Here is a 25,806-nt window from a genome sequence, read left to right on the forward strand (position 1 = left end):
TGGGCCGGTGGATCGCGACGAGGACGGCATCGCCAGTGGCGGTGCCGACGACGACACCGGGCCCATCCGCCGCGTGCCCGGCGGCAACCCGGTCCCGCCCGGCGGCAGGCGACGCCGGGAAGACCGGCCGGGCCAGTCCGGGCGCCGGGCGCCGGCCCCGGCGGGAAAACCGGCCGAACGCAGGGAAGCGGCCAGCCGTGAGCCGCGGCAGCCCACCGGCGAAGCAGCGCCCGCCCGGCGGCCGAGACGAGCGGCGGACGGCGCGCGCGAGGAAACCGCGACCGTCCCGGCCAAACCCGGAACCGGCACCGATCGCAAACCGCCCGCAGGACACGGAAAACGGCAACCGCCGAAGAAGCGCCCACCGGTAGCGGATCCCGAGATCGGGCACGGCCACGGCCACGGGCACACACCGGCGGCGCCCGCGTCCCGGCGCGTCCGCCTGCTGCTGATCTGGCTGCTGGTGCCGATCGCGCTGCTGACCGTGGCTGGCACGCTCGTGCTGTACCCGTGGGGCTCGTCGTCGCCAACGAGCGCGGTGCCGCAGGGCACCCCGGTGCACGGCGAAATCACCTCGCTGGCGAACGGCCCGTGCCTCGCCGACGGTCAGGTGCAGGTCGGCGACCAGTCCCCGCCGGGCGGGGACAAGCCGTGCATGACCACCGAGGTCAGGATGAGCGACGGCGCCGCGGCGGGCCAGACGCTGAAGCTCATCATCCCGGTCGAGCCGAGCACGCCCCGGTTCTCGCTCAACGACTCCGTGGTGCTCGCCTACAACGGCGGCGACGCGCACGACCCGAACTCCTACCAGCTCGTCGACTTCCAGCGCGGGCTGCCGCTGCTGGTGCTCGCCGCGATCTTCGCGGTCGCGGTGATCGTGCTCGGCCGGTGGCAGGGCGTCGCCGCGCTCATCGCGCTCGGGCTGAGCTTCGTGGTGATCGCGCTGTTCGTGCTGCCCGCGATACTGGCCGGGGAAAACCCGCTGCTGGTGGCGATCGCGGGCGCCGGGGTGATCATGTTCATCGCCCTCTACCTCACCCACGGGCTGTCCGCGAGAACCTCGGTCGCGGTGCTCGGCACCCTGGTGAGCCTCGCGCTGATCGGCGGGCTGTCCGCGGTGTTCTCGGCGGCCGCGTCGCTGACCGGGCTCGACGACGCGACCTCGACGCTGATCGGCTCGCTCGGCCACGGCATCGACGCGCGCGGCCTGCTGCTGGCCGGGGTGGTGATCGGCGCGCTCGGGGTGCTCGACGACGTCACGGTGACCCAGACCAGCGCGGTGTGGGAGCTGCGGCGGGCGAACCCGGCGCTGAGCTGGCGCGAGCTGTACGCGGCAGGCCTGCGGATCGGGCGCGACCACGTCGGCTCCGCGGTCAACACGCTGGTGATGGCGTACGCGGGCGCGGCGCTGCCGGTGCTGCTCGTCTCGTCGCTGTCCGGGGTCGGGCTCTCCGCCGTGCTCGGCTCGCAGGACATCGCGCAGGAGATCGTGCGGACGCTCGCGGGCAGCGTCGGCATCGTCGCCGCGGTGCCCGTCACCACGATCCTGGCCGCGCTCATCGCGAGCCGCGAGCCGATCGCGGCACCGGAGCCGAGCCACACCAGCCCCATCGGTGAGCAGTAGTCACACCAGCCCCGCGGGCTCGCCCCGGTGTGCCGCGACCGGCCGTGGTGGGGTACCAAGACCGGTGTCCTGGCCCGCGTCGAGGTGGAGCTGCCATGACTTCCGTGTTCGCCGTACCGTTCCGCATCGCGGGCACCGCCTTCCGGCTCGGCAGGGCGGTGTGGGCGGCGCTCGACGCCGTCCCCCGCGTCGCGGCGACCCTCGACGAAATCCAGGCCACCGCGAAGCACCTCGAACGGCTCGCGACGTACGCGGCGAACGAGCTGCCCGAACTCGTCTACCAGCTCGAAGCCGTGCGCGATCAGCTTGCCGCGATCGAGAAGTCCCTGGCGGTCAGGACTTCAGCCGCACCGTGACCCGCACGCGGCCGCGGTCGTCCCGTTCGGCGACCGCGTGTCCCTCGCGGTCGGTGTCCGCGAGCTTCAGCGAGATCGGACCGCCGTCACCGGTGAAGTTGCGCCACCACTGCTTCGCGTCGGGCGCCATCACGCGGATGGTCACCTCGTCGCCATCGCGCGCGTAGGCGACCGGGGTGCTGAACGTGCGGCCGGAGCGCCTTCCCGTGTAGGTGATCTCGGTCATCCGGCCGCTGAACAGGCGCGAAGCCAGCACCGGCCGGAGCGCCGCGTTGAAGCACTTCGCACCACGCGTGAGCAGGTTCGACATCTCTCGTCCTCCGAGCCGTGTCAGTCCAAAGTGGCCACGAAGCGGCTTACCGCCTCCATGGTGAACCGCTGCGCGAGCTTGCCAGGCGAGGCAGCCGAAGCCAGGCGGTACAGCGGGCGATCGGGCGGGGCCTCTCCCCTCGCCTCGGCGCGAAGCTGCGCGACCAGCAGCTCGGAGAAGATCATCCCGTTGGCTTCGACGTTGTTCAGCACGCCGTCGGCGAGCTTGCGCAGCGCGAGGATGCCGAGTTCCCGTCCGGCCGTACCCGAGTAGACCGCGAGGTCGACCTTCGCGACCTTCCCCCGCACGCCGGTGACCAGCATGCTCACCGTCTGCGCGCCCCGCACGTCCGAGACGAGCAGGTCGATGCGCTTGGCCGTGACGAGGTCGACGTGCCGCTCGCGCCACGCCCGCACGACGATCGTGGTGCCGGTGAGCCACACCTGCCTGCGCAACCCGAACAGGACCACGTAGACGAGCGGGAGCGCGATCACCACCGCGGTCACCAGCCCGGCGATCCGGCCGCCGATCAGCCCGCCGATCCCGCCGAACGCGGCGGCCACCAGCAGCACGCCGGCGAAACCCGACCAGGCGCGTCTCTTGCGGAGGGCGGGATCCGGTTGGTGGAGCGGGATCCGCTCCGGTTCCTCTGCTTCAGTCATCGTCCAGCCTCGTGAAGAACGGGTTGGTGGTGCGCTCCCTGCCGATCGTGCTCGCGGGCCCGTGCCCCGGCAGCACCACCGTCTCGTCTGGCAGCGGGAGCACGAGTTCGCGCAATGAGCCGTGGAGCCTGCCGCGATCACCGCCCTCGCGGTCGGTCCGGCCCACCGAGCCCGCGAACAGGGTGTCGCCGGAGATGAGCAGCCTGCCGCCCTCCTCGGTGCGCACCCGCACCAGTACCGATCCTTCGGTGTGCCCCGGCGCGTGGTCGACGTCGAGCGCGAGGCCTGCCAGTTCGATCATGCCCGTGGTGAGCGGTGTCAGCGCGGCGCCGCCCGGCACCATCGGGTGGTCGGCCGGGTGCAGCATCACCGGGACGAGGTGGCGGCGGGCGATCTCCGCGGCCGACGCGACGTGGTCGAAGTGCCCGTGCGTGGCGAGCACGGCACCGGGCGTGAGGTCGTGTTCGGCGAGCGCCGCCTCGAGCGGTTCGAGCGCGTCCTGCCCCGGATCCACCACCACGCAGGCCTCGCCGCGCCCGGCGGCGAGTAGGTAGCAGTTGGCGCCGAGCGCACCGGCCGCGAACCCGGCGACGAGCACGAAAACCCCCTCCACCTGCACCAGTGCGGTCGCCCGGCCTGTCTCGGCGCGCCCGTCCACCCACCCTAGCGGCCCCTGTACAGGGTTCTCACAGGCTGTGCCCATAGACTGCGGGCCACCCGATCGGTGTGTGACTTCGAGTGGAAACCTGGAGGGCAGGTGGCGACCAACCAGCAACGCCGCGAGGCCGCGAAGCGCAAGCTCGAACGACAGCTTGCGCGCAGGGCCGAGCGAGCGAAGCGGCGCAAGATCATCGGTGTCGGCGTGACCGTCGGCGCCGTAGTGGTGGTTGCCGGGCTGGTGGTGTTCTTCGCGACGAGGAACAGCGACGACAACGCGAACGCCGCCAATCCCGACCAGGCCTCGCCGTCGTCCGAGACGCCGCCCCCGCCTCCGCCGCCGGCGGCCATCCCGACGCAGCGCGCCGCCGAGGTCAAGCGCCCGCAGCCGCTGCCGAACCCGTCGACGTGCGACTACCCCGCCAGCCAGGGCGAGAAGTCGGCGAAGACGGCGAAAGCACCGCAGGCGGGCCCCGCCCCGGCGACCGGCAAGGTGAACGCGGTCATGAAGACCACCGCGGGCGACATCCCGGTGACGCTGGACCGCGCGCTCGCGCCGTGCACCGTCAACAGCTTCGTCAGCCTCGCGCAGCAGGGCTTCTACACCGACACCTCGTGCCATCGCCTCGGCGTCTCCGAGGGCCTGCAGATGCTGCAGTGCGGTGACCCGAACGGCGACGGCTCCGGCGGCCCCGGCTACACCGTCAAGGACGAGAACTTCCCCGAGCTGCAGGGCAAGTACGGCCGCGGCCAGCTCGCGATGGCGAAGACCAGCGCGCCCAACAGCGGTGGCAGCCAGTTCTTCATGGTCTTCGGCGCGGCCCAGCTGCAACCGGACTACACGGTGTTCGGCGAGATCTCCGACGCCGGGCTGCAGGTGCTCGACAAGGTCGCCAAGGACGGCATCGCCCCCGGCGGCGTCGGCCAGGACGGCAGCACCGGAAAGCCGAAGACCGAGGTCAAGTTCACCGGCATCACCGTCGGCTGACACTCTTTTCCCGGGCTGCCCCTGATGCCCTGAAGGTGAGACCTTCAGGGCATCAGGGCGCCGCCTTGACCTCGCTAGGAGCATTCCTCAGGGCATGAACACCTGAGTTCTGCTCAGCGGTAGCGGAAGTCCGGGGTGCGGCGTTCCAGGAAGGCCGCGACGCCTTCCGCGTAGTCCTCGCCCCGGATCGCGGCCGACCGGATCGCGGCGATCTCCGCGTCGTCGGCGTCCTGGCCTGCCTGGATCTTCCCGATGATCGCGTTCATCCCCCTGATCGACGCCTGCGACCGTGCACAAAGGACGTTCGCGAACTCGCGCACGCCGTCTTCGAGCGCGCCGGGGTCGAAGATGTCGTTGAGCAGACCGATTTCCCGTGCCCTGGCGGCGTCGATCAGCTGACCGGACAGCAGGAAGTACCGCGCGTGCGCGGGGCCGACCAGCGACACCAGCTGGTGCGTCGACCGGAAGTCGTAGACGATCCCGAGCTTCGCCGGGGTGATCCCGAAGCGCGCCGAGGGCTCGGCGAACCGGAAGTCGCACGCCACCGAAATCTGGCAGCCGCCGCCGATGCAGTTCCCCCTGATCATCGCGATGCTCGGCTTCCGCATCCCGGACAGCGCCCGCACCGCCCCGTCGACGACCTTGTCGTAGGCCATCGCGCCCTCGGCCGACGAGCGGAGGTCCCCGAACTCGCTGATGTCCGCGCCAGCCGAGAAGTCGGCACCCGCGCCGGTGAGCACCAGGACCTTCACCGCGGGGTCGGCTTCGACCTCGTCCACCACGCCGGGGATCGCGGACCACATCGCGTGCGTGACCGCGTTCTTCTTGGCGGGCCTGGCAAAGGTCAGGCGCGCGATGTCTCCGTCACGGTCGAATTCGAAGCCTTCGATCATGGCGAGGATGGTAAACCGGCCGTCCGCGGTTACGACGCCGACGTGACCCGGTACACGTCGTACACGCCTTCGACGCCGCGGACGACCTTGAGCACGTGCCCCAGGTGCTTGGGGTCGCCCATCTCGAAGGAAAAGCGGCTCACCGCCACCCGGTCGCGCGAGGTGGTCACCGAGGCGGACAGGATGTTGACCTTCTCGTCGGCGAGCACCTTCGTGACGTCGGAGAGCAGGCGATGCCGGTCGAGCGCCTCCACCTGGATGGCGACCAGGAACACCGAGGTCTCCGACGGCGCCCACTCGACCTCGACCAGCCGCTCCGGCTGGGCGCGCAGGTCGTCGGCGTTGGTGCAGTCGGTGCGGTGCACGCTGACGCCGCCACCCCTGGTGACGAAGCCGAGTATCTCGTCGCCGGGCACCGGAGTGCAGCAGCGCGCGAGCTTGGCCCACACGTCGCCCGCGCCCCTCACGATGACCCCGACGTCGTTCGAGCCGCGGCGGCGCGTCACCGTGGACGGCGTGGAGCGCTCCGCGAGTTCCTCTTCGGCCTCCTCGACGCCGCCGATCAGCGCGACGAGCCGCTGCACCACGTGCTTCGCGCTGGTGTGCCCCTCCCCCACCGCCGCGTACAGCGAGCTGATGTCGGAGTGCCGCAGCTCGGCGGCGAGCGCGCCCATGGACTCCGCGGAGACGAGCCGCTGCATCGGCAGCCCGACCTTGCGGACCTCCTTGGTGATCGCCTCCTTGCCCGCCTCGATCGCCTCGTCGCGGCGTTCCTTGGCGAACCACTGGCGGATCTTGGCACGCGCCTTCGGCGAGCCGGCGAACTGCAGCCAGTCGCGGCTCGGGCCCGCGCCCTCCGCCTTCGAGGTAAAGATCTCGACGACTTCGCCGTTTTCGAGCTTCCGTTCGAGCGCGACGAGCCTGCCGTTCACGCGCGCGCCGATGCACCGGTGCCCGACCTCGGTGTGCACCGCGTAGGCGAAGTCGACCGGCGTGGACCCGACCGGCAGGGTGACCACGTCGCCCTTCGGCGTGAACACGAAGATCTCGCGTGTGGCCAGCTCATAGCGCAGTGAATCGAGGAACTCGCCGGGGTCGGCCGCTTCCCGCTGCCAGTCGAGCAGCTGGCGCATCCACGCCATCTCGTCGACGTCGACGGCGTTGCCGCGGTGGGTGCCCCTGGTCTCCTTGTACCGCCAATGCGCGGCGATGCCGTACTCGGCGGTGCGGTGCATCTCGTAGGTCCGGATCTGGACTTCGAGGGGTTTGCCGTCCGGGCCGATCACGGTGGTGTGCAGCGACTGGTAGACGCCGAACCGCGGCTGCGCGATGTAGTCCTTGAACCGGCCGGGCATCGGCTGCCACAGCGCGTGCACCACGCCCATCGCGGCGTAGCAGTCACGGACGTCCTCGACCAGGATGCGCACGCCGACGAGGTCGTGGATGTCGTCGAGATCGCGGCCGCGCACGATCATCTTCTGGTGGATCGAGTAGTAGTGCTTCGGCCTGCCCTCGACCTTCGCGACCACCCGTGACCCGGCGAGCTGGGTGGACAGCTCCCCGATCACGGTGCGCAGGTAGGTGTCCCGCGACGGCGCCCTGTCCGCCACCAGCCGCACGATCTCGTCGTACTTCTTCGGCTGCAGGATCGCGAACGCGAGGTCCTCGAGCTCCCATTTGACGGTGGCCATGCCGAGGCGGTGCGCGAGCGGGGCGAGCACCTCCAGCGTTTCCTTCGCCTTGCGAGCCTGCTTCTCGGGCGGCAGGAACCGCATGGTGCGCATGTTGTGCAGCCGGTCGGCGAGCTTGATCACCAGGACGCGGGGATCGCGCGCCATCGCGATCACCATCTTGCGGATGGTCTCGGCCTCGGCCGCGCTGCCGAGCTTCACCTTGTCCAGCTTGGTGACGCCGTCGACGAGCTGGGCGACCTTGTCCCCGAAGTCGGCGCTGAGGTTGTCCAGCGAGTAGCCGGTGTCCTCCACCGTGTCGTGCAGCAGCGCGGCGACGAGGGTGATGGTGTCCATGCCGAGGTCGGCGAGGATGGTCGCGACGGCCAGCGGATGCGTGATGTACGGGTCGCCGGACTTGCGGCGCTGGTCCCGGTGCAGTTCCTCGGCGACGTCGTAGGCGCGCTGCAACAGCGCGAGATCGGCGTTCGGGTGCAGTTCGCGGTGCACCGCGGCCAGCGGTTCGAGCACCTGCTTGACCGAGGCGGCGCGCTGCGCCGTGATGCGCCTGGCGAGGCGGGCGCGCACCCTCCTGGTGGCCGACGGTGCCCGTGTCGCGCCGGTGCGCCCGGACGGCTGCCCGCCGTCCTGCGCGGGCACTCCAGCATCGAGCTCCTGGCTCACCCGCACCTCCAGTTGCTCGCGCGGTCTCGGACGTCCAGCCTAACCCGCCGTGGCCGACACCACCGGTGCACCCGCCGAATAGGGAAAAGGCCACCGTGAGTAGACCCGCGGTGACCCTTTCCCGCTCCGAAGGGCGAATCACACGTCCGCGTACGGCCGCCACTGGTTGGCGTTGATGTCGTAGCCGACCACCTTGCCGGGGAACCGCCAGCCCGGACTCGGCGTGTTGCCCTGGTAGTTCTGGAACTCGGTCTCCTCGCACGCGATCGTGCTGCGGCAGATCTTGTACCGGTACTGGGCGGCCGTGGCGAAGTTCTTCGTCACGTAGGTGCACGCCGGCGGCGTGCCGGGGCTGCCGTGCACGGCGGTGACCCCGCTCAGCGCCCGGTACTGGATGTCCCTGGTGAAGTCGACGCCCGGCGTCGAAGGGATCCAGCCGGACACCCAGGACCCGATGAAGTCCTTGGTCTGGTGCCATTGGCCGTCACACGGGGCGCCGGACGGCGCGGCCGGTGCCGCCGACGCTGGCGCGCCGGCGAACGTCAGGATGGACGCCGCCACTCCGGCGACGGCGAACGCGCTGGTCAAGCGCTTCGTACGAGACATTTCGGACCTCATTTCCGCTCAGGGAGAGCGCGCCGCGACGGACGTGGCGGAAATCGAAAGCTCCCCAGTGCACACGAGACATTTTGAAATGAAATATCTAAATGATTCTCATGTTCGTTGTTTTCCAACAGTTCGGACGCTAGCACCGGGAGCGGCGGGTCGCAAGATCAAGTTCGCCGGGGGTCACGAAAAGGGCCCGGTCCGCCGCTGCGGACCGGGCCCTTGACCTGGTACTTCGTTCAGACGGTCGACAACGCGCGCACCACGCGGTCACCCAGCGTGGCACGTCCGCCCAAGCCGGCCAGTTCGAGCACGACCGAGACACCGGCGACCGCGGCCCCCGCCTTTTCCAGCAGCGCGCACGCCGCCTTCACGGTCCCGCCCGTCGCGAGCACGTCGTCCACGACCTGGATCCGCTGGCCAGGCGCGACGACCCCGGCAGGCAGTTCGAGCGACGCCGTGCCGTATTCCAGCTCGTAGTCGACCCTGCCCGCCACCGCGGGCAGCTTGCCCGGCTTGCGCACGAGCACGACACCGAGACCCGCCGCGTAGCCGACCGCGGCGGCCAGCACGAACCCGCGCGCCTCCACCGCGGCCAGCAGCCCGACCTCGGGTTCGATCGTGCTCGCCAGCGCGTCCACCACGGTCGAGAACCCCGCGGCGTCCGCGAACAGCGGCGACAGGTCCCTGAACCGCACACCCGGCTCCGGGAAGCCGTCGATCTCGGTGATCAGGCCGAGCGCGGCGTCCACCTTGTCCAAGGCCACGAACTAACGCCTGCGCTTCCCGGACGGACGGCTGGTCCGCCTCGGCGTCTGCTTCTGGTTGCGCGCGGGCACGCTCGCCGCGGCGGCGTAGGCCTTTTCCTTGCGCAGCTCGGCTTCCAGCGCGTCGTCGTCGGTCACGTCCAGATCGTCCTCTGTGGACGAACCGCCGCGCTCCGCCGCCTTCCTCGCGAGGTTTTCCTTGCGCGCCTTGACCCTCGCCGCCTGCTGGCGGTACTTCGGGTCCCGCATCTTGAAGTCCACCAGCAGCGGTGTCGCGAGCGCGACCGAGGACAGCACGCCCACGATCGTGCCGGTCAGCTGCACCAGCGCCAGGTCCTGCAGCGTGCCGGAGCCCAGCAGGATGTAGCCGATCACGAGCAGGCCGAGGATCGGCAGCATCGCGATGACCGCAGTGTTGATCGACCGCATCAGGGTCTGGTTGAGCGCGAGGTTCGCCGCCTCGGCGTAGTCGCGCCTGGTCAGCCCGAGCAGGCCGCGGGTGTTCTCCTTGACCTTGTCGAACACCACCACCGTGTCGTACAGCGAGAACCCGAGAATGGTCAGCAGGCCGATCACCGTCGCGGGCGTGACCTCGAAGCCGACCAGCGAATAGACGCCCGCGGTCACCACGATGTCGTGGATCAGCGAGATCAGCGCCGAGATCGCCATCCAGCGCTCGAAGTAGATCGCGAGGAAGATCGTCACCAGCACCAGGAAGACGGCCAGCGCGATGAGGGCCTTCTGCGAGATTTCGTCGCCCCACGAGGCGCTGACGGCGCTGTCGCTGATGATCTGCGGGGTGGACCTGCCCGCGTTGTCCACCGGCTTCAGCTTGGTGAACAGGTCCTGCTTGAGCTTCTCGACCTCGGCGTTGTTGAGCGTGTCCGACCGGAGCTGGATCGCCGCGCTGGCGCCCTTGCCGACGACCTGGGCCTCCGAGGCCGCCTTGCCGAGCGACTCGGAGAAGACGTCCTTCGCCTGCTGCTCGGTGATCTCGACGCCCGAAACGCTCTTCGCGGGCATCTGCAGCTGAGTGCCGCCCTCGAAGTCGATACCGGCGTTGAAGCCCTTGATCCCCATCGACGCGACGCACACCAGCACCAGCGCACCGAAGAAGAGGTACCAGCGCTTGCGCTTGCCGACGATGTCGAACGCGCCGGTGCCGACGTAGAGCCGGTGGAAGAAGCTCTCCCGCTTGCCGGTGTCCGGGGTCTTCCCGGCGGTTTCGCCCGCGGCGTTCCCGTGTTCTTCGACGGCCACGTCAGGCCTCCTTCGCGGTCGCGCCACGGCGGACGGACTTGTTCGCGGCCGACTTCAGCGCGCCCAGCTTCTGCACCGCGCCGAGCCCGAGGAAGTTCGGGTTGGTCAACGTCTTCGACTTGCTCTTGGAGATCATCGCGACCAGCGGGTGCGTCACCAGGTACACCACCACGAGGTCGAGCACGGTCGACATGCCGAGCGTGAACGCGAAGCCCCGCACGTCGCCGACGGCGATGATGTAGAGCACCGCGGCGGCGAGGAAGCTCACCGCGTCCGACACCAGGATCGTGCGCCGTGCCCGCACCCAGCCACGGGGCACCGCGGAGCGGAAGCTTCTGCCCTCGCGCATCTCGTCCTTGAGCCGTTCGAAGTAGATGACGAACGAGTCGGCCGTGATCCCGATCGCGATGATCAGACCCGCGACGCCGGCGAGGTCGAGCGTGTAGCCGATCCACCTGCCGAGCAGCACCAGCACGGAGTAGACGAGCACGCCGGAGAACGCCAGCGACAGGATCGTCAGCACGCCGAGGAACCGGTAGTAGAACAGGCAGTAGACGAACACGATCGCGAGCCCGACCGCACCCGCGATCAGGCCCGCTTCGAGCGAGGCGAGCCCCAGGGTCGCGGACACCGTCGTGGCGTCCGACGAAACGAACGACAGCGGCAGCGAGCCGTACTTGAGGATGTCTGAGAGGTTCTTCGCCTCCGTCTGGGTGAACGAACCGCTGATCTCGGTGTTGCCGCCGAGGATCGGGCCGTTGATGTTCGGCGCCGAGACCACCTGCGTGTCCAGCACGAACGCCGCGCGCTTGTTGACGTGGGACGAGGTGAAATCGCCCCAGGTCTTGCCGCCGTCGGCCTTGAACTGCAGGTTGACCGTCCAGCCCGGCTTCTGCGGGGCGGGCGGCGCGGCCTGCGCGTCGGCGATCTCGGTGCCCTGCAGGAACACCGGGCCGAGCACGTACTTTTCGCTACCGTCCTGCAGGCAGGTGACCAGCGGCTTGTCCGGGTCGTCGTTACCGGCCAGCGGGTCGTTCTTGCCGGGGGTGCAGGTCATCGCGGCGAGCGCCTGCTGCTGCAACTGCTGCGCGGCGGCCGCCTGCTGCTGGTTGTTCGGGTCCTTCGCGACCAGACCGGGATTCTGCCGCGCCGCCTTCGCGGCCGCGATCTCCTGCTTGGTCTTCTGGTCGATCGAATCGTCACCGGGCGCAGGGGTCGGCGGCTGCTGGGCCGCACCGGGAGCGCCACCGCCACCACCGGGGGCGGGCGCGTTCGACGGCTTGCCCGCGGGTGCCGAGGCCGGTGGTGCCGACGGGTTCGGCGCCGGGGCCGAGGACTGGCCCGGCTGACCGGTCTGGGGCTGACCTGGCTGCCCCGGTTGCGGCTGCCCCGGTTGCGGCTGCCCCGGTTGCGGCTGCGGCGCCCCGGCCCGCTCGGCCTGGATCACCTCGCGGAAGCCGAGCTTGGCCGTCTTGCCGAGGTTCTTCGCCTGGTCGCCCTGGTCACCGGGGACGGTGATGACGACGTTGTCGCCGTCGAGCACCACCTCGGTACCACCGACACCGATCCCGTTCACGCGGGTTTCGATGATCTGGCGCGCCTGGTCGAGCGACTCCTTCGAGGGGGCCCCGCCCTCCGGTGTGCGCGCGGTCAGCGTGACCCGCGTGCCGCCCTGGAGGTCGATCCCGAGCTTCGGGGTCGGCTTCCCGTCGCCGGTGAGGAACACCAGCGCGTAGAGCGCGACCACGATGATGCCGAAGAAGGCGAGATAACGTCCCGGGCGGATCTGCCCGGCCGGTGGTGCCACGGTGGTCGTTCTCCTCGAAGTGGAAGTTCCCGGACTCGGCGCTGCGGCGCGCGCGAACGGAGGTGTTCGCACGCGGGGCAGCCACCGCGCACGAACACAACAGTCACGACAGCACACTATGACGCCGGACACGCACGCAGCACCGAGACACTACTCGGTGCTGCGTGAACCCGGCGTTGCCCCCGTACCCACTTTCGTCGGGTTTCCGCGGGCGGCAGCGGAGCTACTTCTTGCCGTGCTCCAGCGGCGGGGCGATCTGGGCGCCCGACTCCTCGGTCTTCTTGTCCTCGGTCGCCGAAGACGCCGACGACGCCGAAGACGCCGAGGTCGTGGTCACCGACGAGGCCGACGCCTCTTCGGCGGGAATCGCCTCGTGGGAACCAGGAGCGTCCTCGTCGGCGGAGTCGTCTTCGACGACCGGCTCGACGCGCTCGCGAACCGCCTGGCGCAGCCAGGTGGTCACCACGCCCGGCGCGACCTCGATGTCGATCGTGGTGTCGTCATCGGTGTTGGCGACGGTGCCGTAAAGACCGGACGTCGTCATCACGCGGTCGCCTTCGCTCAGGCTGTTCTGCAGCTCCTGCTGCTGTGCCGCCGCTCGCTTCTGCTTGCGGGTTCCCATCACCAGCGGGACCGCCACGACGAGCATGAGGAGCACCGGCAGCAATAACTGTTCCATGATTCTCCATTCGACGGACGCATGCTCAGGGGTGTTACGTCCGGTTTTGTATAGATGTGCTCTTCAGAGTGTGCCAGGTACCACTGAAAACGCCAGCACCGGTGTTGCCGTTCCCGCCGGGGGCGCCGCGCTCACTGGTCGAACGCCTGCTGGTCGAACAGCGTAGGGCCCGGCTGGCCCATTCCACTGCCGTACCCGGCAGGCGCGGTGAGCCCGAGGTGTTCCCACGCCGACGGTGTCGCCACCCGGCCACGCGGGGTGCGGGCGAGCATGCCGGCGCGAACCAGGTAGGGCTCACACACCTCTTCGACGGTACCTGGTTCCTCCCCGACCGCTACCGCCAGTGTCGTCACCCCGACCGGTCCCCCGCCGAACGAGCGGCACAGCGCGGTCAGCACCGCGCGGTCGAGGCGGTCGAGGCCCAGCTCGTCGACGTCGTAGACGGCCAGTGCCGCGCGGGCGATCTCCCTGTCCACCGTGCCGTCCGCCCTGACCTCGGCGTAGTCGCGCACGCGGCGCAGCAGGCGGTTCGCGATCCGGGGCGTGCCCCGCGAGCGGCCCGCGATCTCGACACAGCCCTCGGCGTCGATCTCGATGCCGAGGATGGCCGCCGCCCTGCGCACCACCAGGTCGAGTTCGTCGTCGGAGTAGAACTCCATCTGCCCGGTGAAGCCGAACCGGTCGCGCAGCGGGCCGGTCAGCGCCCCTGACCTCGTGGTGGCGCCGACAAGGGTGAACGGCGCGATCTCGAGCGGGATGCTGGTGGCGCCGGGGCCCTTGCCGACCACCACGTCCACCCGGAAGTCCTCCATCGCGAGGTACAGCATCTCCTCGGCGGGGCGGGCGATCCGGTGGATCTCGTCGATGAACAGCACGTCGCCCTCGGCGAGGTTCGACAGCATCGCCGCCAGGTCACCCGCGCGTTCCAGCGCGGGACCGGAGGTGATCCGGATCGTCGCGTCGAGCTCGGCCGCGACGATCATCGCGAGGCTCGTCTTCCCGAGCCCCGGCGGGCCGGACAGCAGCACGTGGTCGGGCGGGACACCGCGGCGGCGCGCGCTCTCCAGCACCAGTTGCAGCTGCTCGCGAACCCGCGGCTGGCCGACGAACTCGTCGAGCTTTCGCGGACGCAGAGTGGTCTCGACCTCGCGCTCCCCGGTCTGCGGGAGGGCGGAGAGGGTCTCGTCCGTCTCGGAGTCCGTCATGTGCCCATGGTCCACGCCCGTGGCCTACCGCTTGCGGCCGAGGGCGGCGAGCGCCGCGCGCAGGACCGTGGACGTGGTGTGCTGCGCTTCGTCGTCGGCGAGGACCTTGTCGACGGCCTGCTCGGCCTGCTTCGCCGGAAACCCGAGCCCTGCCAGCGCTTCCACGACCTCGGCGCGCACCGCCGAACCCGCGGCGGGACCCCCCGCGGTCTCCGGTGCGCCGGGCGCGGTGGCGACCACCTTGTCGCGCAGTTCGAGGCTGAGGCGCTCGGCCCCCTTGCGGCCGATGCCGGGCACCTGCGTCAGCACGGTGATGTTGCCTTCGGACAACGCGGCCTTCAGCTTGTCGGGGTCGAGCACGGCCAGCGCCGCGAGCGCGATGCGCGGCCCGATCCCGGACACCGTCTGCAACAGCCCGAACAGCTCCCGCGCCTCGGCGTCGGCGAAACCGAACAGGGTCAAGGAGTCCTCGCGCACGACCAGCGTCGTGTGCAGCCGGGTCTGCTCGCCGCGGCGCAGCGTCGCGAGCGTCGTCGGCGTCGCCTGCACCGCGACGCCGAACCCGCCCATCTCGACGACCACGTGGTCGAGCCCGACCTCCAGGACTTCTCCGCGTACCGAAGAGATCATCGCCGCACTCCCGTGTTCCTGTCCGCGCTCTTCGCTGCCTTGGCTGCCTTGGCCGCCTTGGCGAGACGGGCCTTGTGCGCCGTCGCCAGTTCCTTCGCCCGCGCCTCCGCCTCGGCGAGCCGCAGCCGCATCGGCTCGCGCCACAGATGGCAGATCGCCAGCCCGAGCGCGTCGGCCGCGTCCGCGGGCTTCGGCGCGTTCTCGAGCTTGAGCAACCGGGTCACCATGGCGGTGACCTGCGCCTTGTCCGCCCGGCCCGACCCGGTGACGGCGGCCTTCATCTCGCTCGGCGTGTGGAACGCGACGGGGAGGCCGCGGCGCGCCGCGGCGAGCGCGACCACACCGCCCGCCTGTGCGGTGCCCATCGCCGTGCGCACGTTGTGCTGGCTGAACACCCGCTCGATGGCGACCGCCTCCGGCCGGTACCGGTCCAGCCAGTCCTCCACCGCGTCGGCTACCGCCATCAGCCGGTTCGCGAGCGTGGCGTCGACGGGGGTGCGCACGACGTCGACCGCGACGCAGCTGACCGACCGGCCGGTGCCGCCGTCCACGACGCCGATCCCGCACCGGGTCAGCCCGGGGTCCACACCGAGCACGCGCACCTGTTCACCTCTCGCCGAACACCAGTTCGAGGTGAGGTTACCGGCCTCGCCTCGCCGCCGCGGCGAGGACGCGCCGTGCGGGTGTCACGGACCGTCGACGCCCGGTGTCCAGCTCTCCGGCTCACCGCTCTCGGTGAGCACGAGCTGCCAGTCGGCGAAGCCGTCCGGCGCGCTCTCCTGCCACGGCCACGAACCGTCCGGAGTGGGCACGATCAGCTGCACGGCGGGAAAGTCGCCGTCCGGGTACACCAGGAACGCGCTGCCGAAGTACTCGAGGTAGTGCCCCTTGGCGACCTTCTCGAAGGTGACCGGCACGCCTTCGAAGAAGTCCGTGTACAGCTTGCCGTACTCGAACTGCTCCCCCGCCGCCGCACGGTCCACATAGGCGTCGAGCAGAACCGGGCCGATCTCGGCCGGCAGGCCGACCACGACCGCTTCGGGCACTCCGTGCAACGCCCACGCGCAAGCGGTGAAGGCGTAGCCCGCGCCCTCGTCGTCATCGGGCACCGCGATGACGGCGTTCCCCCGTTGCTGCCCCTGCTGGACAATCCACTCGAGCAGCGCTTCTTCTTCGGGGGCAAGGGTTTCGGCGGTCACGGGCGCCATTGTGCCGTATCCGGCCCTCGACGGGAAAGGTACCGGCCGCCCGCATTTCGCTTACCGGTCACGTTTCCGGGGCGAACGGTCAGCCGACTTCAGCCAGCACCTCGTCCGACACGTCGAAGTTCGCGTACACGTTCTGGACGTCGTCGCAGTCTTCGAGCGCGTCGATCAGGTTGAACACCTTCTTCGCGCCATCGGCCTCGAGCGCCACGGTCATCGACGGCAGGAAGCTCATGTCCGCCGACTCGTAGTCGTATTCGGCTTCCTGCAAGGCTTTCCGCACCGCGACCAGATCCGTCGCCTCGGAGATGATCTCGAAGCTCTCGCCGAGATCGTTGACCTCTTCGGCACCGGCGTCGAGAACGGCCATCAGCACGTCGTCCTCGCTCAGCTCGTTCTTCGGCATGAGCACGACGCCCTTGCGGTTGAACAGGTAGGCGACCGAGCCGGGGTCGGCGAGCGAACCGTTGTTGCGCGTCAGCGCGGTGCGCACCTCCATCGCGGCACGGTTCTTGTTGTCGGTGAGGCACTCGATCAGCACCGCGACACCGTTGGGGCCGTACCCCTCGTAGGTGATCGTCTGCCAGTCCGCGCCGCCCGCTTCCTCACCGCCGCCGCGCTTGCGCGCGCGCTCGATGTTGTCCGCGGGAACCGAGTTCCGCTTGGCCTTCGCGATGGCGTCGTAGAGAGTCGGGTTCCCGTCGGGGTCACCGCCGCCGGTGCGCGCCGCCACCTCGATGTTCTTGATCAACCTCGCGAAGAGCTTGCCGCGCTTCGCGTCGAGGTTGGCCTTCTTGTGCTTGGTGGTGGCCCACTTGGAGTGGCCGCTCATCTCTCCTCCAACTGCTTCTACGCGGGAACGCGGTCTCGTACCATGCCGACGAACAGCCGATGCACGCGCTCGTCCCCCGTGAGCTCCGGGTGGAACGCGGTGGCGAGCACCGATCCCTGCCTGACCGCGACGATCCTAGCGGCAGCGTCCCCGGCGGCAGGGGTGTCCGGTACCCGTGCGAGCACTTCGACGCCGTCGCCGACCCGCTCGACCCACGGCGCGCGGATGAAGACAGCGTGCAACGGCGTCTCCCCCGGCGCGCCGAGACCGGTGAAGTCCAGGTCGGACTCGAAGGAGTCGACCTGCCGGCCGAAGGCGTTGCGGCGCACGACGACGTCGAGGCCGCCGAGCTGGCGCTGGTCCGGCCTGCCGTCGAGCACCTCGCGCGCGAGCAGGATCATGCCGGCGCACGACCCGAACGCGGGCAGGCCGGCCGCGATGCGCTCGCGGAGCGGTTCGAGCAGCTCGAACGTTTCGAGCAGGCGCGACATCGTGGTGGACTCGCCGCCCGGCAGCACCAGACCGTCCACTTCGGACAGTTCGGCCGGGCGGCGGACGGGCAGCGCGGTGGCGCCCGCGCCGGTCAGCATGGCGAGGTGCTCGCGCACGTCCCCCTGCAGGGCGAGCACGCCCACCACTGGCCTGTCCACCGGCACCTCCGTCAGCTAAGGCAACCGCACAAGCCTAATGCGCAGGTCAGCGCGGCTCACCCCCGGGGGCGATCCGCCGCCGCGACGCGCAGTGCCTGGTCGAGGTCGTCCCAGAGGTCGTCGACGTCTTCGAGACCCGCCGAAACCCGCAGCAGGCTCGACGAAACGCCGCAGGCCTCGCGGTCGGACTCGCCGACGAGCCGGTGGGTCAGCGCGCCGGGGTGCTCGATGAGCGTGTCGACCGAGCCGAGGCTGACCGCAGGGGTGATCAGGCCGAGCTTGCCGACCACGGCGTACGGGTCGCCGACGGGCTCGAACGCGAGCATCGCGCCCGGCTCCCGCAACTGCGTGCCGAGCAGCGGGCCGCCGGTGAGCCCCGGATACCGCACGCTTTCGACGGCTGAGTGCTCGGCGAGCCTCGACGCCAGCTCCGATGCCGTGCGCGTGGCGGCTTCGACGCGCAGCGGCAGCGTCGCGAGCCCGCGGTGCAGCAGGTATCCGCCGAGCGGGTGCAGTACGGCGCCGGTGAGGATCCGGAGCTGGCGCAGCGGGCCGGCGAGCGGCTCGGCGCAGGCGACCACGCCGCCCAGCACGTCACCGTGCCCGCCGAGGTACTTGGTGCCCGAGTGCAGGACGTAGGCGGCGCCGTGCGCGGCCGGGTTCTGCAGCACGGGGGTGGCGAAGGTGTTGTCGACGAGCACCGGCACCTCCCCCGCCGCGCGCACCACGGCCGCGATGTCGGTGAGGTCGAGGTTCGGGTTCGCCGGGGTCTCCAGCACGACGAGCCCGGTGTCCGGCCGGATCGCCGAGGCGATGTCCCCGGCGCGCGCGTAGGTGGTCTCGGTGCCGAGCAGGCCCGTGGCCAGCAGGTGGTCCGTGCCGCCGTAGAGCGGGCGGACGGCGACCACGTGCGGGCGCCCGCGCATCAGGCAGGCCGCCTGGAGGACGGCGGTCATCGCCGCCATGCCGCTGGCGAACGACACGGCGGAGTCCACGCCTTCGAGATCGGCGAGCGCTCGTTCGAAGCGCGCGACCGTCGGGTTGTGCAGCCGTGCGTAAACCGGAGACGCCGCGTCGGCGAGCCCGTCCGCCCAGTCGGCCAGCGCCGCCCCGCCCGCCGCCTGGTCCGGCACCGGGTACGTGGTGGACAGGTCGATCGGCGGGACGTGCAGCCCGAGCCCGCCCAGATCCTCCTTGCCGCCGTGCACCGCGCGCGTCCTGACACCCGTCACCACTACCTCCTCGATTCACATCGGACGCGCCAATGCTGGACGGAAAGCGGCGATCTAGGGCATCTTCGAAAGCATCTTCGGCGACTTGGAGGAAGTTTCGTGCTGGATGCGATCGACGTCGCGATTCTGGCGGCCCTGCAGAACGACGCGCGGCTGCCGAACAAGGACCTGGCGGCACTGGTCAACGTGGCACCGTCGACCTGCCTCGTCCGGCATCGGGCGCTGCGGGAGTCCGGGGTGATCAGCGGCTACCGGGCGGAGGTGTCGCTCGGCGCGCTCGGCAGGCCGCTGCAGGCGGTGGTCGCGGTGCGGATTCGCCCGCACACCAGGGCCGTGGTGCAGGTGTTCATGGAGTTCGTGCTCGGCCTGCCGGAAACCGTCTCGGTGTCGCACGTGGCTGGCCCGGAGGACTTCCTCGTGCACGTGGCGGTGGCCGACGCCGCGCACCTGCAACGGCTGCTGCTCGACTCCTACACGACCCGCCGCGAAGTGGCCGAGGTGCACACGAACCTGCTGTTCGAGCACCGGCGCAAGGCGGACGTGCCGCCTACCCCGGACGCCCTGCGCTGAAGGGCTCCGCGTCAAGGAACGCCGATCAACCGCAGCAGCGCGGCCGTCGCGGCGGCGGCGATCACGACGAGCGGGAAGGGCGCCTTCCGCCACGCGAGCACGCCGCCGACGAGCACGCCCGCGGGGCGGGCGATCCCGGCGAACGACTGGTCCTCGGTGAGCGCCGTCGTCGCCACGACGGCGGCGAGCAGGACGACCGCGGCGGTCGCCATGATCTTCTCCGAGCGAGGGGAAAGCGTTACGCGCGAACGCAACGCGGGCCCGGCGAACCGGAACGCGAACGTCCCGGCGGCGAGCACGACGGTGCACAGGATCAGCGTCAGCGGGGTGATCACGCGGCCACCTCCGAAGTCTCCGTGGCCTTCGCCTTGCGCAGCACCACGAGTACGCCGACGACGGCGCACAGCACGGGCAGCCCGGCCGGCAGGAAGAAGGTCGTCGCGAGCGCGACGACGACCCCGATGAGCACGGCGAGCCGGGTCTCGCGGTCCTTCAGCGACGGCAGCACGAGCGCGCACAGCACGGCGGGGAAGGCGGCATCGAGCCCGAACGCGTCGGTGTCGGTGATCGCGGTTCCCGCGAACGCGCCGGCGACGACCCCGAGGTTCCAGCACACGAACAGCCCGACCCCGCAGGCCCAGTAGGCGACCCGGCGGCGCTCGGCATCCTTCTGGGCGAGCGAGAACGCCACGTTCTCGTCGATCATCAGATGGCTGCCCGCCATCCGCCGGAGGACGCCGTCACCGAGCACCTCGGCGACCGCGAAGCCGAACGGGACGTGGCGCGTGTTCACCAGCAGGCCCGCGACGACGGCCGCGATCGGGTTGCCGCCCGCGGCGATCATCCCGATGAACAGGAACTGCGCCGCGCCGGCGAAGACCAGCAGGGACAACATCATGGGCACCCAGATCTCGAAACCGGAACTGACCGCCAGCACGCCGTAGGAGGCGCCGACGAGGCAGTCGGCGAGGCACACCAGGCCAATGTCCCTGCCCAGTTCGGGACCGAGGGTTCGCCAAATCGAACGCATAGCATCGTATGATGAACAAGTCGCCGCCGTTCGTCAAGGAGAACGAACGGCCGGTCTACCGAACAACCTCACGGAGCACGCCATGATCGATCAGGGGCATCCATCGCCGGGCGGGGAACAGCGCGGCGCACCGCTGGAAACCATCGCGGCCTCGCTGCGGCGGGAACGGGCGCGCGCCGGGCTTTCCCTCACCGAGCTGGCGCGCCGAGCCGGGATCGCGAAGTCCACGCTGTCCCAGCTCGAATCCGCGACCGGCAATCCGAGCGTGGAAACCCTGTGGGCACTCGGCGTCGCACTGGACGTGCAGTTCTCCCGGCTCGTCGAACCGCAGCACCCCCAGGTACGGGTGATCAGGTCCGGCGAAGGGCCGCGGGTGCTCGCCGAGCGCGCGAACTACGCCTGCACACTGCTCGCCTCGTGCCCGCCCAACATGCAGCGCGACCTCTACCAGGTGGTCGCGCAGCCGGGCGCGCCCCGCCGATCGGATCCCCACATGCACGGCGTCGTCGAGCACATCACGCTGTGCACCGGGCGCGCGCTCGTCGGGCCGACGGACGACCCCACCGAACTGTTCCCCGGCGACTACATCTGCTACCCGGGCGACGTGCCGCACCTCTTCGAAGCGCTCGAACCCGACACGCGCGCCGTCGAGATCTCCGAACACCCCTGATGCCGTGCTCGGGGAAACCCCCGCGTTTGCACCCCGCCGCACGAGGCGCTCACTTCGCGTCGCGCGGTCCCTGAAGGACGCCTTCGGGGAACCTGACGCCACAATCTCACCCCTCGCAGCATCCGGCGCCGCGACGCCCATGCCCCGAAGGCGGCCTTCGCGGCGCCAGATTCCCCCAAGGCCCCCTTCGGGGCGTGTGCGTGGCAGCAGGGAAGAGGGGTGAGCTTGGGAAGCCCGGTACGTTCCCTGAAGGACGCCTCGGCGGCCTACGACACGGCCACGCACATGCCCTGGCTCGTAAATAAGCAGATTCGCCGGGGCGCAGCAAGATGGCCCCTCCAGCGGAGGCGCGCGCCCCCATTTTCACCTCTGGCAGGGACGTCCCCGCCAGGGGACACAGATGACTGAAGGACGCCTTCGGGGCATCTGACGCCACAATCCCGCCCCTCGCGGCATCCGCCACCGCGACACCCATGCCCCGAAGGCAGCCTTCGCGGCGCCAGATTCCCCCAAGGCCCCCCTCGGGCGTGTGCGTGGCGATGTCGACTCGCCGTGAGGGGCACCTTCGGGGCATGGGCTGGCAATGCAGCTTGCCGTGAGGGACGAGTTCGCGGCGTTGGATTCCCTGAAGGGCCCCTTCGGGGACTCGGCGGAGTCGCGCTGCTCCGCCCGATCGCCCGCTCCGCCGCATCGCTCACCTCGCGCGACCCCGATCGCCCGCTCCGGCTCAGCGCTTCCTGCCGCTTGCCCTGAAGGTGACCCTCACGGCATCGCATGCCCCGAAGGGCACCTTCGGGGCATGCGCGGCGGACCTCGCCTTGACCGCTACAGGAGCATCCTTCGGGGCCGGGGCGGCGGAGCGGAAATCACCAGCCGCGTTCGGCGAGGCGGTGCGGCTCGGGGACGTCGTCGACGTTGATGCCGACCATGGCCTCGCCCAGCCCGCGCGAGACCTTCGCGAGCACATCGGGGTCGTCGTGGAAAGTGGTCGCCTTGACGATCGCCGCGGCGCGCTCCGCGGGGTTGCCGGACTTGAAGATGCCGGAGCCGACGAACACGCCTTCGGCGCCGAGCTGCATCATCATCGCGGCGTCGGCCGGGGTCGCGATCCCGCCCGCGGTGAACAGCACGACCGGGAGCTTGCCCTTCTCCGCAACCTCCTTGACGAGGTCGTAGGGCGCCTGAAGTTCTTTTGCCGCAACGAAAAGCTCGTCTTCGGGCAGGGACGTGAGGCGCCGGATCTCGGCCCGGATCTGCCGCATGTGCGTGGTCGCGTTCGAGACGTCGCCGGTGCCGGCCTCGCCCTTCGACCGGATCATCGCGGCGCCCTCGTTGATGCGGCGGAGCGCTTCGCCGAGGTTCGTCGCGCCGCACACGAACGGCACGGTGAACGCCCACTTGTCGATGTGGTTGGCGTAGTCGGCCGGGGTGAGCACCTCGGACTCGTCGACGTAGTCCACCCCGAGCGACTGGAGCACCTGCGCCTCGACGAAGTGCCCGATGCGCGCCTTCGCCATCACGGGGATGGAGACGGTCTCGATGATGCCGTCGATCAGGTCGGGGTCGCTCATCCTGGCGACGCCGCCCTGCGCCCTGATGTCGGCCGGTACGCGCTCGAGCGCCATCACCGCGACGGCTCCGGCGTCTTCGGCGATCTTCGCCTGTTCGGCGGTGACCACGTCCATGATCACCCCGCCCTTGAGCATCTCGGCCATCCCGCGCTTGACGCGGGCGGTGCCGGTCGCGGCGGGGGTTGCGGTGGGCTGGGCGTCAGACACGGCAAGGGCCTTTCTGGGAAGAACTGCGGACAATTCGATGCTACGTCGGCTTTGGACCGGTGACGCAGGCCAGTACGAGCCGATCTCGGCAGTCCACTTCTCGTCAGTTCTCGTCCGAGGGGGTGCGACCGCGTGCCCGGTCTTGCCCGCACCGGGTGACGGGTGTGTGATCGGGGACACAAGGCGCTCGTCGACGGTGGACGCGCCATCGAACAAGCCACGGACGCGCGCGAACTCGCGGGGTCACCCCCGCCGAGCCGAGGAGCCTTCATGGCCGACAAACAGGCGAGGAGCACCGAGTCCGGGGCCGCGGTCGCTGTCGACGACCCTGGCAAGGTCCGCAACGTGGTACTGGTCGGGCCGTCGGGCTCGGGCAAGACCACGCTGACCGAGGCGCTGCTCGCCGCGTCCGGGACGGTGACGAGGGCGGGCTCGGTCGTCGAGGGCACGACCGTGTGCGACCACGACCCCGCGGCGGTGCGCCAGCAGCGCTCCGTCGGGCTTTCGGTGGCACCGCTGCTGCACGGTGACGTCAAGATCAACCTCATCGACACCCCCGGGTACGCGGACTTCGTCGGCGAACTGCGCGCCGGGCTGCGCGCGGCGGACGCGGCGCTGTTCGTGGTGTGCGCCGCCGAGGGCGTGGACGCCGCCACGACCGCGGTGTGGGCCGAATGCGCCGCGGTGGGCATGCCGCGGGCGGTGGTGATCGCCAGGCTCGATCACGCGCGCGCCGACGCCGAGGCGGAAATCGCCGCCTGCCAAGAGGCTTTCGGCGCGGGCGTGCTCCCGCTCTACCTGCCCGCGGGCGGCGGGAAGGTGGGGCTCATCGGCCTGATCACCCGTCGCTACTACGACTATTCGAACGGGCTGCCCGCCACCGTCACCGAACCCGACGCCGCCGATCTCGACCGGATCGCCACCGCGCGCGACGAGTTGATCGAAGGGATCATCGCCGAGAGCGAGGACGAGACCCTGATGGACCGGTACCTCGCGGGCGAGGACATTTCCGAGGCCACGCTCATCTCGGATCTCGAAACCGCCGTCGCCCGCGGCAGCTTCCACCCGGTGCTCCCGGTGTGCGCGACCACCGGCGTCGGGCTCACCGAAGTGCTCGACGGCATGGCGCGCGCTTTCCCGTCCCCGCTGGAACATCCGCTGCCCGAGGTCACCGCCCCCGACGGCTCGGCGCACGCCCCGGTGAAGGCCGATCCGGACGGGCCGCTCGTCGCGGAGGTCGTCCGCACCGCGGCGGATTCCTACGTCGGCAGGGTTTCGCTGGTGCGGGTCTTCTCCGGCACGCTGCGGCCGGAACGCCCCGTGCACGTTTCGGGGCACGGCCTGGCCGAACGCGGCCACGAGGACCACGACGCCGACGAGCGCGTGGCACACCTCTACTCGCCGCTCGGCGCGAACCTCCGCGAGGTTTCCCATTGCGTGGCAGGCGATCTGTGCGCGCTGACGAAGATCAGCTCGGCGGAGACCGGCGACACGGTGTCCTCACCGGAGGATCCGATCCTGATGCGCCCGTGGACGATGCCGGAGCCGTTGCTCCCGGTCGCCGTCATCGCGAAGTCGCGCAGTGACGAGGACACGCTCGCGCGCAACCTGGCCCGGCTCGTCGCGGGCGATCCGACGCTGCGGCTTGAGCGCAACGCCGAAACCAGCCAGCTCGTGCTGTGGTGCATGGGCGAAGCGCACGCCGACGTCGTGCTGTCCCGGCTGCGAGCGGGCGGCGCGGACATCGACACCGAGCCGGTGCGGATCTCGCTGCGGGAAACCTTCGCCGGTCCGGCGAAGGGGCACGGGCGGCATGTCAAGCAGTCCGGCGGCCACGGCCAGTACGCGGTGTGCGACATCGAGGTCGCCCCCCTCGAACGCGGCGCCGGTTTCGAGTTCGTGGACAAGGTGGTCGGCGGCGCGGTGCCGCACCAGTTCATCCCGAGCGTGGAGAAGGGCGTGCGCGCCCAGCTCGCGCGCGGGCTCGCCGACGGGCACCCGGTGGTGGACGTGCGGGTCACGCTCGTGGACGGCAAGGCGCACAGCGTCGACTCGTCGGACGCGGCGTTCCAGACCGCGGGCTCGATGGCGCTGAAGGACGCCGCGTCGAACGGGCGGATCCGCCTGCTCGAACCGCTGGACGAGGTCGTGGTCATCGCGCCGGACGAGCACCTCGGCACCGTGCTCGGCGACCTTTCCTCGCGCCGCGGCCGGGTTCTCGGCACCGAGGCCGTCGCCGAAGGGCGCAGTGTCGTCAAGGCGGAGGTTCCCGCGACCGAGTTGCTGCGCTACGCGATCGACCTGCGCTCGCTCACCTCGGGCACCGCGACCTTCACCCGGCACCACGCCCGCTTCGAACCGCTCCCGGAGGGGGTACGCCTCTAGCCCGCACAGGGGTTTCCGGCGCGGTGGCACCGGAAACCCCTGTGCCGCAACACAAGCCGCAACATGATCCGCAGCGCGAAGCGAAAACTGTCGGTGGCTCGCGGTAGTGTTGAATCAAGGGCTCCCCTTAGCCGCGAAGGGATCCGTTCGCCCGATTCCCGGCGGTCGCGCTCGTCAGGGCGCGGGGAATGCGAAGCCGCCCGGCCTGTCGTTGCGGTCCGCGAGCAGCCCCGCCAGCGTCGCGATCGCGATCTCGGGCGGTGTGCGCGAGCCGATGTTCAGCCCCACCGGCCGGTGCACCCGCGCGATCTCCTCGTCCGGCACGCCGAGCGCCCGCAGTGCCTCCACGTGCGGCCCCGGATGACGCGGGTTACCGAGCACGCCGATCCAGCGCGCGGGCTGCGCCAGCGCGGCCTGGAGCTGGGCGCCCAGCTCCGGGCGGTGGTGATTCGTGACGACGACGTCGGCGCGCTCGTCGAGCGCGGGGATCGCGGTGGTTTCGCCCGCCGGGTCGACGAGGATCGTTTCGTAGCCCAGATCCTCGCCGTAGCGGAGCAGGTACTCCGCGACCGGGGAGTCGAAGACCGCGACGAGCACGCGGCCTGCCTCGGGCGGCGCGGATTCACCGTGGGCGACGGCGCAGGGGTCGGTCATGC

General features: G+C 70.5%; 27 protein-coding genes. 6 read left to right on the forward strand and 21 right to left on the reverse strand.

Annotation, left to right across the window (positions count from 1 at the left end):
- Positions 1 to 7: 7 nt before the first annotated feature.
- Together ABD256_RS31915 and ABD256_RS31920 are read left to right on the forward strand one after the other, a co-directional pair.
- On the forward strand, positions 8 to 1,624 hold the full coding sequence (locus ABD256_RS31915; protein WP_425546558.1) for a YibE/F family protein: 1,617 nt from the start codon (positions 8 to 10) through the stop codon (positions 1,622 to 1,624).
- 95 nt (positions 1,625 to 1,719) lie between these two features.
- On the forward strand, positions 1,720 to 1,980 hold the full coding sequence (locus ABD256_RS31920; RefSeq protein WP_344427517.1) for a hypothetical protein: 261 nt from the start codon (positions 1,720 to 1,722) through the stop codon (positions 1,978 to 1,980).
- On the opposite strand, the gene ABD256_RS31925 is transcribed toward ABD256_RS31920, so the two are convergent.
- The 3 genes from ABD256_RS31925 to ABD256_RS31935 are packed head-to-tail and all read right to left on the reverse strand — an operon-like array spanning position 1,958 to position 3,550.
- Positions 1,958 to 2,290: a hypothetical protein gene (locus ABD256_RS31925; RefSeq protein ID WP_344427520.1), complete on the reverse strand. Its 333-nt coding sequence runs from the start codon at positions 2,288 to 2,290 to the stop codon at positions 1,958 to 1,960. The two genes, ABD256_RS31920 and ABD256_RS31925, sit on opposite strands and share 23 nt — an antisense overlap.
- Before the next feature lie 20 nt (positions 2,291 to 2,310).
- Positions 2,311 to 2,952, reverse strand: coding sequence for a hypothetical protein (locus tag ABD256_RS31930; protein ID WP_344427522.1), 642 nt, complete (start codon positions 2,950 to 2,952; stop codon positions 2,311 to 2,313).
- Positions 2,945 to 3,550: an MBL fold metallo-hydrolase gene (locus tag ABD256_RS31935; protein ID WP_344427682.1), complete on the reverse strand. Its 606-nt coding sequence runs from the start codon at positions 3,548 to 3,550 to the stop codon at positions 2,945 to 2,947. Before ABD256_RS31935 ends, ABD256_RS31930 begins: the two co-directional genes overlap by 8 nt.
- 159 nt (positions 3,551 to 3,709) lie before the next feature.
- Between ABD256_RS31935 and ABD256_RS31940 the strand changes: the two genes are divergently transcribed.
- Positions 3,710 to 4,597, forward strand: coding sequence for a peptidylprolyl isomerase (locus ABD256_RS31940; RefSeq protein WP_344427525.1), 888 nt, complete (start codon positions 3,710 to 3,712; stop codon positions 4,595 to 4,597).
- 113 nt (positions 4,598 to 4,710) lie between these two features.
- Here ABD256_RS31940 and ABD256_RS31945 read toward each other — a convergent pair whose 3' ends face one another.
- The 14 genes from ABD256_RS31945 to ABD256_RS32010 form a co-directional block, all read right to left on the reverse strand.
- Positions 4,711 to 5,490 carry an enoyl-CoA hydratase/isomerase family protein gene (locus tag ABD256_RS31945; protein WP_344427528.1) on the reverse strand — a complete coding sequence of 260 codons (780 nt, stop codon included), beginning with the start codon at positions 5,488 to 5,490 and terminating at the stop codon, positions 4,711 to 4,713.
- Positions 5,491 to 5,519: 29 nt separating this feature from the next.
- The gene (locus ABD256_RS31950) at positions 5,520 to 7,844 is read right to left on the reverse strand and encodes a RelA/SpoT family protein (protein ID WP_344427531.1); all 2,325 of its coding nucleotides are present in this window, start codon (positions 7,842 to 7,844) and stop codon (positions 5,520 to 5,522) included.
- Between the two features lie 138 nt (positions 7,845 to 7,982).
- The gene (locus ABD256_RS31955) at positions 7,983 to 8,450 is read right to left on the reverse strand and encodes a hypothetical protein (RefSeq protein WP_344427534.1); all 468 of its coding nucleotides are present in this window, start codon (positions 8,448 to 8,450) and stop codon (positions 7,983 to 7,985) included.
- Positions 8,451 to 8,689: 239 nt separating this feature from the next.
- Positions 8,690 to 9,217 (reverse strand): adenine phosphoribosyltransferase, encoded by a 528-nt coding sequence (locus tag ABD256_RS31960; protein ID WP_344427537.1) that lies wholly within the window; start codon positions 9,215 to 9,217, stop codon positions 8,690 to 8,692.
- A 3-nt stretch (positions 9,218 to 9,220) separates the two neighbouring features.
- Positions 9,221 to 10,477 (reverse strand): protein translocase subunit SecF, encoded by a 1,257-nt coding sequence (gene secF / locus ABD256_RS31965; RefSeq protein ID WP_344427539.1) that lies wholly within the window; start codon positions 10,475 to 10,477, stop codon positions 9,221 to 9,223.
- Position 10,478: 1 nt separating this feature from the next.
- Entirely contained in the window at positions 10,479 to 12,284 is a 1,806-nt protein-coding gene (gene secD, locus ABD256_RS31970) for a protein translocase subunit SecD (RefSeq protein WP_344427542.1), read from the reverse strand.
- A gap of 223 nt (positions 12,285 to 12,507) precedes the next feature.
- Entirely contained in the window at positions 12,508 to 12,963 is a 456-nt protein-coding gene (yajC, locus tag ABD256_RS31975; RefSeq protein ID WP_344427544.1) for a preprotein translocase subunit YajC, read from the reverse strand.
- A 131-nt stretch (positions 12,964 to 13,094) separates the two neighbouring features.
- Positions 13,095 to 14,168, reverse strand: coding sequence for a Holliday junction branch migration DNA helicase RuvB (gene ruvB, locus ABD256_RS31980; protein ID WP_344427547.1), 1,074 nt, complete (start codon positions 14,166 to 14,168; stop codon positions 13,095 to 13,097).
- Positions 14,169 to 14,192: 24 nt separating this feature from the next.
- Complete coding sequence (ruvA, locus tag ABD256_RS31985) at positions 14,193 to 14,798, reverse strand: Holliday junction branch migration protein RuvA (protein ID WP_344427550.1); 606 nt, start codon at positions 14,796 to 14,798, stop codon at positions 14,193 to 14,195.
- Positions 14,795 to 15,400 carry a crossover junction endodeoxyribonuclease RuvC gene (gene ruvC, locus ABD256_RS31990; RefSeq protein WP_344427553.1) on the reverse strand — a complete coding sequence of 202 codons (606 nt, stop codon included), beginning with the start codon at positions 15,398 to 15,400 and terminating at the stop codon, positions 14,795 to 14,797. The genes ruvA and ruvC overlap by 4 nt, the downstream gene beginning before the upstream one ends.
- Positions 15,401 to 15,484: 84 nt before the next feature.
- Complete coding sequence (locus tag ABD256_RS31995; protein ID WP_344427556.1) at positions 15,485 to 16,006, reverse strand: DUF4262 domain-containing protein; 522 nt, start codon at positions 16,004 to 16,006, stop codon at positions 15,485 to 15,487.
- A 79-nt stretch (positions 16,007 to 16,085) separates the two neighbouring features.
- Entirely contained in the window at positions 16,086 to 16,835 is a 750-nt protein-coding gene (locus ABD256_RS32000; RefSeq protein ID WP_344427558.1) for a YebC/PmpR family DNA-binding transcriptional regulator, read from the reverse strand.
- Between the two features lie 17 nt (positions 16,836 to 16,852).
- Positions 16,853 to 17,491: a pyridoxal 5'-phosphate synthase glutaminase subunit PdxT gene (gene pdxT, locus ABD256_RS32005; RefSeq protein ID WP_344427561.1), complete on the reverse strand. Its 639-nt coding sequence runs from the start codon at positions 17,489 to 17,491 to the stop codon at positions 16,853 to 16,855.
- A gap of 50 nt (positions 17,492 to 17,541) precedes the next feature.
- Positions 17,542 to 18,720 carry a trans-sulfuration enzyme family protein gene (locus ABD256_RS32010; RefSeq protein WP_344427564.1) on the reverse strand — a complete coding sequence of 393 codons (1,179 nt, stop codon included), beginning with the start codon at positions 18,718 to 18,720 and terminating at the stop codon, positions 17,542 to 17,544.
- A 96-nt stretch (positions 18,721 to 18,816) separates the two neighbouring features.
- Here ABD256_RS32010 and ABD256_RS32015 point away from each other — a divergent pair, with 96 nt between their 5' ends.
- Positions 18,817 to 19,287, forward strand: coding sequence for an Lrp/AsnC family transcriptional regulator (locus tag ABD256_RS32015; protein WP_344427566.1), 471 nt, complete (start codon positions 18,817 to 18,819; stop codon positions 19,285 to 19,287).
- Between the two features lie 11 nt (positions 19,288 to 19,298).
- Here ABD256_RS32015 and ABD256_RS32020 read toward each other — a convergent pair whose 3' ends face one another.
- Both ABD256_RS32020 and ABD256_RS32025 read right to left on the reverse strand, forming a co-directional pair.
- The gene (locus tag ABD256_RS32020) at positions 19,299 to 19,619 is read right to left on the reverse strand and encodes an AzlD domain-containing protein (RefSeq protein ID WP_344427685.1); all 321 of its coding nucleotides are present in this window, start codon (positions 19,617 to 19,619) and stop codon (positions 19,299 to 19,301) included.
- On the reverse strand, positions 19,619 to 20,317 hold the full coding sequence (locus ABD256_RS32025; RefSeq protein ID WP_344427569.1) for an AzlC family ABC transporter permease: 699 nt from the start codon (positions 20,315 to 20,317) through the stop codon (positions 19,619 to 19,621). The genes ABD256_RS32020 and ABD256_RS32025 overlap by 1 nt, the downstream gene beginning before the upstream one ends.
- Positions 20,318 to 20,399: 82 nt before the next feature.
- Here ABD256_RS32025 and ABD256_RS32030 point away from each other — a divergent pair, with 82 nt between their 5' ends.
- On the forward strand, positions 20,400 to 20,987 hold the full coding sequence (locus ABD256_RS32030) for a helix-turn-helix domain-containing protein (RefSeq protein WP_344427571.1): 588 nt from the start codon (positions 20,400 to 20,402) through the stop codon (positions 20,985 to 20,987).
- An 866-nt stretch (positions 20,988 to 21,853) separates the two neighbouring features.
- Here the strand turns inward: ABD256_RS32030 and pdxS are convergent.
- On the reverse strand, positions 21,854 to 22,765 hold the full coding sequence (pdxS, locus tag ABD256_RS32035; protein ID WP_344427573.1) for a pyridoxal 5'-phosphate synthase lyase subunit PdxS: 912 nt from the start codon (positions 22,763 to 22,765) through the stop codon (positions 21,854 to 21,856).
- Between the two features lie 270 nt (positions 22,766 to 23,035).
- On the opposite strand from pdxS, the gene ABD256_RS32040 reads away from it, so the two are divergent.
- Positions 23,036 to 25,150 carry an elongation factor G-like protein EF-G2 gene (locus ABD256_RS32040; RefSeq protein WP_344427575.1) on the forward strand — a complete coding sequence of 705 codons (2,115 nt, stop codon included), beginning with the start codon at positions 23,036 to 23,038 and terminating at the stop codon, positions 25,148 to 25,150.
- Positions 25,151 to 25,324: 174 nt separating this feature from the next.
- On the opposite strand, the gene ABD256_RS32045 is transcribed toward ABD256_RS32040, so the two are convergent.
- On the reverse strand, positions 25,325 to 25,804 hold the full coding sequence (locus ABD256_RS32045; protein WP_344427577.1) for an XdhC family protein: 480 nt from the start codon (positions 25,802 to 25,804) through the stop codon (positions 25,325 to 25,327).
- Between the last annotated feature and the right edge of the window lie 2 nt (positions 25,805 to 25,806).

The organism is Amycolatopsis minnesotensis, assembly GCF_039529815.1.
GTDB classification, from domain to species: Bacteria; Actinomycetota; Actinomycetes; order Mycobacteriales; family Pseudonocardiaceae; genus Amycolatopsis; species Amycolatopsis minnesotensis.